The organism is Coleofasciculus sp. G3-WIS-01, assembly GCF_040223135.1.
Lineage (GTDB): Bacteria > Cyanobacteriota > Cyanobacteriia > Cyanobacteriales > Coleofasciculaceae > Coleofasciculus.
In genome coordinates, this window is record NZ_JAVJZI010000242.1 from 1 (window position 1) to 8,099 (window position 8,099).

Here is an 8,099-nt window from a genome sequence, read left to right on the forward strand (position 1 = left end):
CCATTGCTCGCACGTTATGCTTATCACCCATTCGCAAAGAAGAAGCTGGAAGAGTGCGTCTGCTGCTTGTACCCAACGCCAATACCGATGGTATTGAGCGAGGTGAAGGAATTGACCCTGACTTCTTAACCCTGACTCCCCAACTCACCGAGCGAGTGCTGAGTTATCTCGACGAACGACGATTACTGGGTGTAGAAATCCTCTGTAGCCAACCTGATTACGTCGGGGTTGCGGTACAAACTGAAGTTGCTCTCGATCCAGCTTATAATAATCCCCGCGCTCAACAAGAAATACTATTGAAATTACAAACCGCATTGTATCGCTTTCTCAATCCTCTAATCGGCGGTTCAGAGGGTAAAGGGTGGTCATTTGGTCGCCCAGTTTACTCATCTGATATTGTGACCCTATTACAAAGCGTGCCTGGTGTACAGTATTTAGGCGCTGTACAACTGTTTGAATTGCGGCGTCAGGGACAAACTTGGATGCGAACCCTACCACGAACCCCTGTTATTGACCCCGGTCCTTTGGGTTTAATCTGTTCATGGCACAATAATCGATTACGCTCTGGTCATGTGATCAACTTAATTCCTTAGAATTTTTTTGTCGGGGCGGGTTTTGCCGATAATGTTCACTAGAAAACCGCTTCTAAAAGTCTGGACACATCTACCAAAAAGTAGACAACCTTGGACAAAACTTAGCGGTATATGTTTATACCAGCGCTTGCTTTTAGTGCGTTGCCGCTTCCCTGTTGAGGGTTGACCAAAAACTCCCAGTTAGAGATACCATAGTAGGCGTGCCTACTTTTGATAAAACGCTTGATTTTACTATTCAGTTGGTTCCAATGGCTCCATACGTGCAAGAATATCGTTCACCGATAGATAGGCGGTTATGGAGCCGGGTAATTTTTCTGTTAATCTCATTCCGCGACGGGCAATCGCCAGGGCAGCCGCTTCATCACTGGCTAACCCATACATTCGGGCATACTTAACCAGACCAATCAGGCTGGTGTAGGCGGGATTGACCTGTCTGACCTCTATCCCGCGATTGGATAGGATAGCAGTTAACAACTCAAAAAAGCGGCTGTATGCCCAAGCAGATAGCATTCGGGCATACAAGCGTCCTTTTTCCCTGAGTTGGTTTTTCTTGCCGGAAAAGTCCAACTCCTCACACACAATCGGGCATTGGTAGACAATCGCCATATCCAATAGCCAGAAACAGATATGCCTGATGGCGGCGTCCTGTTTGCCACGGGGTAAACCCATCTCTATTGGGATTTGCCCATGGTGCTTGAGATTGCCTTCTTTATCGATGTATGCCCAACCGATTGAACCGGGATTCAGGTCTATACCAATGCAGCCGTAGTGGATTGGTCTAGATATCTGTTTGACTGGTGCTGGTGTAAATTGTACCGCCACACACCACTTACCTTCTTTTCGGTAGAAGTGCCAGGTTTTAGCACCCTCTGATGGCAGTCGGTTAACATTCCGATGGAAATCTCCAATTTCAGATGAGACATATTTGCCAAACTTGTCCTCCAGAGAGTAGGGAACCCGAATTTTGATTGTCTGCCCGTCCCATTGACAAGACTGATTCCCACAGGTTTCGGCGGCGGCTCCTACTACATAAGCTTGTCCTTTGGGTATAGTTACCCGAATGGGAGCCGCTTGAAGGTACTCGAGCTGTAATTGATAGTGGTTTAGCTTGCGCTTTTTGTGGTGCAGTTGGAAACGTAGGTTTTGCCAGTTAGTCTCCCGGTATTGGATAGACACCGAGAGCGGAAACTGACAGCCAGTTTGACTATTTTGCCAGTTTTTTCTACGGTAAAACTTACAAGAGTTTTTTAACTTGCGTGTAGCCTTTTTGATCCACTCCCCACAGGATTTGGCTTTGGCGGTTAGCACCTTGATGTGACGTTGACGGTTAGCCGACGCAGCATCTACCGCCCCCTGACTAAAAGCTATCACTCCATTGGCGTGGCGCTTATTTATCCCATAGGTCTGCTGTAAATACCTGTTCCATTGAGACTTGTTGAATTCATTATCCCAGAGGAGATGATTAGCTGTCTCACATGCTGCTTGATGAAATATAGATGAGTATTCGGCTAGAAACATTTCCAATTGAGTTTTACCCAATGGGTTTAACTCAATTGCTGGGGTGGGAAGTCCTTTGCAGTATGTAAGTGTAACCATTGATTCGACCTTTCAATGTTCGTTTTCTTGTATACCACATCAGTCATTTCTCTTCGGATAGAACCTTACCCAGAAATGGGCAACAATGGGTAGATGTGTCCAGGGTTTTGGTTACAGTTACTCACCCCTAACTTAACAAAGCACCCGCCCCGATTTGATCCAACGCGCTAGTCGGACATGGTTTTGAGTTATTGTGTTCCGTTCTACAACACTTGGACAAAGCTAGACAACATTGGATCTTGTTAGACATTATCCGGATTGCTTCCTGTTTCACTCGCTTCGGTGTCGGCACTCAACCAGTCCACAGGCTTAAAATCGGACGAAACTCGCCCTACTCAAAGTCTGTAATTGTAGTAATTTGAGAAACTTTGCTGCTTTAATCCGTTATTTTCAGCGCCATTAAGGTATGCTGGATTTCTCAACCGCCTTATTACAGGTGCGCTACTCTTGTAGAGACGCGCCATGGCGCGTCTCTACTTTGTTACGGGGTCTCAAGCCCCTAAGATTTTTAGCTTGGTTTTCGCTTGCGTTCATTATAACACAACAACACCTGGACAAAATATCCAACAATGTCCAGAGGTGTCCAACTTTTTGGTTACAGTTACTTCCCCTGTTCCCGTTTCACCGTTCCCTGTTCCCGTTTCCCTGTTCCCTGTTCCCGTTTCCCTGTTCCCCGTTCCCTTGACAAATGACAAATGACACAAGCTCGCGATATATTACCCTTACGTCTGCAACTGACTCCCATGCAGTTGCCAGAGGTCACGCCTGAGTCCATTGGGGGGTCGAGCGAGTTAGAAGCGCCTTTGCTCAGCCAAGCAACTCGGCAAACAGAACGTCGCGGTTGCTATCTTACCCTCTACCCCGGAGAACCCAGTGAACTCCTGCTGGAACTAGAAAATCTAAGCAACCATACCTTACACTTGGATATTCAAATCCAGGGAGATTTTCCCTCCCAATGGTATCGTTTAGGTATGGAAGGGCGGGAACTCCGTCCCGGTGGACTCATGGAAGCTGTCATTCGCTTTTATATGCCAGCCGATTTCTTTGAGTCTAATCAGGTAGGAGATGCTCAACCTTCTCACCGTCTCGATTATCGCGGTCAGATTTATGTCTACTACAACCAATCGGTAACGGGGAACAAACATGTTGAATCAGCTAGCTTTAATCTTTATGTTCGCCCTCACAGCTTATATTTAAACTTTTTACCTGAAATCTATGGAGAAGTAGATTTTATTAGTCGCTTGCTGAAAATTTTCGAGCAAGCCTTTGAACCGACAGTACAATCCCTGGATGCTTTATGGGCGTATCTCGACCCCTTAATGACACCAGAGACACTTCTACCCTTTCTAGCCCATTGGGTAGGTTGGCAACTTAACCCCGCCTTAAGCCTACAGCGACAGCGCTATCTGATTCGTCAGGCGATGGAGATTTATCGCTGGCGGGGTACGCGCAGGGGATTAAGATTCTACTTACATCTATTTACTGACTTACCTTTAGATGATCATCTCCCAGAACATCAAAGGCATATTTGTATTCAAGAAGTTTTTGGTCAGGGATTTATGATGGGAAACACGCGCCTAAATCAAGACTCCCTTATCGGCGGCGGACAACCTTATCATTTTATTGTGCGACTGCGTCCTGATCCTCCGACTAAAATTGACGAATTATTAGTTCATCAAATTATTCAACAAGAAAAACCCGCATTTTGTACCTATGAACTCTATGTTGAATGACATAAACAAATGACAAACGACCAATGAGAAATGAGAAATGACAAATGACTAACCATTTCCCTCCACCTTCTATCCAACAATTTGAGCGTCTCCATGTCACAGATGGCTTACTCATTGATGCCCAACGTTGGCAGTTAGCGCACCAATATCACCGTCAGTATCGTAGAACCTATTACCAATCTCTGCATCAGCCCGGAATTGTCTTCGGTTTGGGGGTACATATCGTTCCCGCACCCGCTGATGTGGTGGCAAAATACCGAGATGAACGTTGGGTCGAAATTCAACCGGGAATTGCCATTGATTTATTTGGCAATTTTATCGTAGTGCCTGAACCAATGTCCTACCGGATTTCTTCAGAAGCGGCGCCAGAAAAACCCTTGATGGTTTATTTGGTAGTTAAATTTAGAGATCCTGAAGAATTACGCACCCGTAGAACCACAGATAGAATCATCGAAACATTTCGGATTGATGAGAAGACGAGTCCACCCACTGAAGGGGATGTGGAATTGTGCCGGATTCTCCTTAAAGCTGGAAAATTTAAACTTGAAGTCCCCGTCCATGTTTTCTCCCCTAGCTATAACCAGTTGGACTTGCGCTACCGTCTCCAGCCACAAGCGCGACCTCAGGCGGTTGTTCAAGTTGCCATGTACAAAGGGCTAGCCGTTGATAACAATGAACATGAGCGTATTTTAGCGAATCTCTCCTATCTTCTGCAATCAACTTCTGGACTTTATCCAGCCCTGCAGGGGGGTGATGAAATTGGGCAATTTAGTTTACAATTGACAGAGCTACAAAATATTTTAGAATATGATTTATTTTTTATGACGGATCGTCAAGTCCATGTATTAGGAGAATCTGAATTTGAGGTTCTGCGACAGTATTTAAAGGCAGGAGGCACAGTTTTAGTAGAAGCGTCGTCAGACTTGAAACATTGGAGGCAAGGCAATGCGATAAAAGACCTGAGCCAACTTTACCATGAACTCGAACAGGCATTAACTCAAATCGATAACACTCCAAATATTGATACAGATACAAGATTAAAGCAATGCCGACAAGATATTGTAAGTGAACGAGAGATGATTGCGACAGAGTTAGCCAGACGAAAGAATTCGATCGCGGGTCGATTCCAAGAGTTTGCCCAAAGTTTGGGAGTTCTGTTAACTCCACTGGAAAAATTAGACCGCCACGACTTACTTCGGACTAAACCCTTTCTCTTTGCTGCGACACCTACTATCAATAGAAAGCCGATTCAAATCTTAAGCGGTGGCGGAATTATCGTCGCGCTAGGTAACTTATCAGGGGCGTGGGGAATCAATGAAAAGGGACTTACCTCCCGTGAAGCAATCCGTACAGCACAGGAAATAGGGATTAACATTTTGTATACGGCTTGGCGTCGCCGACAGCTAACCTGGGGACAGCAGCCACCGCCAAAAGTTGTTACATCAACTCCTTCCCACCCCTCCAAGCCATCAAAACCGCCGGATAAATCCCGTCGAGATGATCTGTTTGATAAGTTGATCTAGGGTGTTGATGAGGAAAGCATGTCAGTTTCGCATAAAACGTTCAAGTAGGTTGGCTTGAGCGTAAGCGTTACCCAACAGGCTCTCTCTGGAGTTGGGTTTCGTTCCTCAACCCAACCTACAAAGATGACATGCTCCCGTTGATGAGGGAACTGCTGAACAGGAAAACTGGGGTAGTTTCAGGAGTAAGGAAAAAAATAATGGCAGATAATTTAATTGATACGACTGTTTCCCCAAAACAACTTAGATTTAAGCCAGGAGGTCTACCTGCTGCGTTTGAAGTTATGGTGGTGAATGATAGCGATCGCTTTGCCAGTTTTCAGGTGGAAGTCATGGCGGCTGGGGTTGAGGTTGATCGCCTTCCGGATTGGTACATTATCTCCCCAGAAGTGAGTACCAAAAAGCCTCCCGGTGATGTCACCCATTTTCAGGTGACGATTGTGGATAATCCTGTACCAGGGTTTGTGGGACTAATGAACCTAACGGTACGTGTCTTCTCCATGGAACTCCCAGATGAAGACAGAGAAGTCCTGCGTTTAATTTTAGAACAAGGTACGGGTTCGATTCCGTTAAAATTGGATCTGCCAGTGGGGGAGTTTCAAGAGTATCCAGCAAATCAGCAGGAAATCCCGGTACGGGTTTATAATCCTAGTCAACTTGAAACTGATGTTACGTTGAGGTTTTCGGGCTTAGATCCAACCTGGATTGTGGATGGAATTGAACGCCAGTTACACCTACCTCCTGGCGGACAAGCAACCGAAACATTTATCTGCCAAATTCCTGATATTCCCCAAGCCCCCAGCCGGATTTATCCTTTTACAATTGAGGCGACTCATCGTCATGGAACTCCTGCCCAAGTGGAAGGTATCCTAGAAGTTTTGCCCATGGGATTGGTTGAATTTAGCGCCACTCCCAAGCAGCAACAAATTCCAGCCAAACGCACCTGGTTACCCAACTGGCGTAATGTTCCCGTTACCTACGCATTGGAATTTGATAATCATAGCAATCTTCAGCAGCAAGTCACTGTTGAAATTCAAGGTGAAGACAAACAGGAATGTACCTTAGAATTGCCGGATAAACCCGCAGAATTGAATCCAGGTCAAACGGCTCAAGCAGCGACTAGAGTTCAAGCCCGACGCCATTTATGGGGTGGAACCAAGCGGCTATCTTTAGAAGCGGTGGCGATGTTATCGGATCAGCGTTTAGGAAATACCAATCCCACTAGTCAAGTGTTAAGACTGGATGTTTATCCGATTCTTCCGGCTTGGTTAGTTTTGGGTGGAGGAGTTCTGCTTTTATATTTTATCTGGTGGCTATCTTGGCTCAATCCCAATAACAAGTTGTTTGGACACCAAGCGGCAGTTAATTCGGTGCAATTTAATGGCATGAGCCAGAATGTCGTTAGTGGTTCCAGTGATGAAAGTTTAATTAAATGGCGAGTTGATGGCTTTTTTAATCCTGTTGCTAATCCAGAAGTAGAGGAAATTGCCGATACGGGGAAAGCGGTGCGGGTTATTCGTTATAAGCCGATAGATAATAATGTTGTCGCTGCTGGGTTAGAAAATGGTGAGATTCAACTATTGAATTTATTGGCAGAAACCCCAAAATTGATGGATTCTTTTTCTTTTCAAAAAGATGATCGGGTCTTAGCCTTAGAGTTTACTGAAGACTCTCGTTATCTGTTTAGCGGTCATGGCAGTGGTAAGGTGCTTGGGTGGGATATTTACCAAGATCTAGACCAATCTCTAGGACAATTAGACTCCGAAAAGCAACCGATTATGGAGCTAAACTTTGACTTCGCTGTCTATAACTTGGAATTTATAGGACAAGGCAATCAAAATTTAGCAGTTGCTGGACGATTTAATCAGTTAGTTATTTTGAATTTGGGTGATAATTCTCTGCGTAAAGTGACATACAAAGCCGGAGAGGAAGGGGGAAAAGATGACTATATATTAAGCATGGATGTTGCCAAATTAAAACCATATCTTTTGGCAACTGCTGATAATCAAGGCACTATTACTCTATGGAATATGCGATCCTGTTTGGTGGATAATCAGTCTTGTGAAATTCTTGATCGCTGGTCGAATGGTCATGGCGGTCAACCCGTGCGCTCTGTGGCTTTAAGTAATGGGGGTTGTTACTTAGCTAGTGGTGGCGATGACGGGCGAATGATGCTGTGGCCCCTAACGAATCAGGGTAAACGAGCAGAAAATTATGCAAGTGGTATTGAAGTGGGTCGGTCATTGAGAAACCAAGCATTCAAATTTAATAGTGTTGATATAAATGTTTTGAAGAGAAATATTCTGATCGCTAGTGGTAGTGACGATACCCAGGTGCGGGTGAGACGAGCGAAACGGCTGCAAGGGTTAGGGTGCGATCGCGATGAGTGACAGTAGGGGTTTGGTGTGGGAGGATGTCACAGACTTCAGCCTCACGGCTGAGGTTTTTTTTCGAGGAAATGCCAACTCTTGGTACAATCTATTGATTCCTACAGTAGCTATAGCAGTAGACACATCGATTAGGACTTTCGTCACCATTGTAGAGACGCGCCATGGCGCGTCTCTACATAATGGCGCGTCTCTACATAATGGCGCGTCTCTACATAATGGCGCGTCTCTACATAAATGATGTGTCCTAACCGCTATGGCGCTTGCTAT

General features: G+C 45.3%; 6 protein-coding genes and 2 pseudogenes. 5 read left to right on the forward strand and 3 right to left on the reverse strand.

Annotated features, from left to right (window positions below; all coding sequences use genetic code 11):
* Positions 1–593 (forward strand): annotated as a pseudogene (locus RIM23_RS25510) (putative baseplate assembly protein); the annotation flags it as partial.
* Between the two features lie 101 nt (positions 594–694).
* On the opposite strand, the pseudogene RIM23_RS25515 reads toward RIM23_RS25510, so the two are convergent.
* Positions 695–2,189 (reverse strand): annotated as a pseudogene (locus tag RIM23_RS25515) (IS200/IS605 family accessory protein TnpB-related protein).
* Positions 2,190–2,524: 335 nt separating this feature from the next.
* Positions 2,525–2,653, reverse strand: coding sequence for a hypothetical protein (locus RIM23_RS25520; RefSeq protein WP_446370534.1), 129 nt, complete (start codon positions 2,651–2,653; stop codon positions 2,525–2,527).
* On the opposite strand from RIM23_RS25520, the gene RIM23_RS25525 reads away from it, so the two are divergent.
* The 4 genes from RIM23_RS25525 (at position 2,652) to RIM23_RS25540 (ending at position 7,832) form a co-directional block, all read left to right on the forward strand.
* The gene (locus RIM23_RS25525; RefSeq protein ID WP_446370536.1) at positions 2,652–2,888 is read left to right on the forward strand and encodes a hypothetical protein; all 237 of its coding nucleotides are present in this window, start codon (positions 2,652–2,654) and stop codon (positions 2,886–2,888) included. The two genes, RIM23_RS25520 and RIM23_RS25525, sit on opposite strands and share 2 nt — an antisense overlap.
* Positions 2,885–3,922: a phage tail protein gene (locus tag RIM23_RS25530; RefSeq protein WP_446370538.1), complete on the forward strand. Its 1,038-nt coding sequence runs from the start codon at positions 2,885–2,887 to the stop codon at positions 3,920–3,922. The genes RIM23_RS25525 and RIM23_RS25530 overlap by 4 nt, the downstream gene beginning before the upstream one ends.
* A 44-nt stretch (positions 3,923–3,966) precedes the next feature.
* Positions 3,967–5,445 carry a hypothetical protein gene (locus tag RIM23_RS25535; protein WP_446370540.1) on the forward strand — a complete coding sequence of 493 codons (1,479 nt, stop codon included), beginning with the start codon at positions 3,967–3,969 and terminating at the stop codon, positions 5,443–5,445.
* A gap of 197 nt (positions 5,446–5,642) precedes the next feature.
* On the forward strand, positions 5,643–7,832 hold the full coding sequence (locus RIM23_RS25540; protein ID WP_446370542.1) for a hypothetical protein: 2,190 nt from the start codon (positions 5,643–5,645) through the stop codon (positions 7,830–7,832).
* On the opposite strand, the gene RIM23_RS25545 is transcribed toward RIM23_RS25540, so the two are convergent.
* Positions 7,809–8,099 (reverse strand): hypothetical protein (locus tag RIM23_RS25545; RefSeq protein ID WP_446370544.1); only part of this gene is annotated, 291 nt, incomplete at its 5' end. The two genes, RIM23_RS25540 and RIM23_RS25545, sit on opposite strands and share 24 nt — an antisense overlap.

Bases quoted from the DNA above. Each gene is read 5' to 3' on its own strand.
- RIM23_RS25525 (WP_446370536.1), top strand. From the start codon at position 2,652: ATGGCGCGTCTCTACTTTGTTACGGGGTCTCAAGCCCCTAAGATTTTT.
- RIM23_RS25520 (WP_446370534.1), bottom strand. From the start codon at position 2,653: ATGGCGCGTCTCTACAAGAGTAGCGCACCTGTAATAAGGCGGTTGAGA.
- RIM23_RS25530 (WP_446370538.1), top strand. From the start codon at position 2,885: ATGACACAAGCTCGCGATATATTACCCTTACGTCTGCAACTGACTCCC.
- RIM23_RS25535 (WP_446370540.1), top strand. From the start codon at position 3,967: ATGACTAACCATTTCCCTCCACCTTCTATCCAACAATTTGAGCGTCTC.
- RIM23_RS25540 (WP_446370542.1), top strand. From the start codon at position 5,643: ATGGCAGATAATTTAATTGATACGACTGTTTCCCCAAAACAACTTAGA.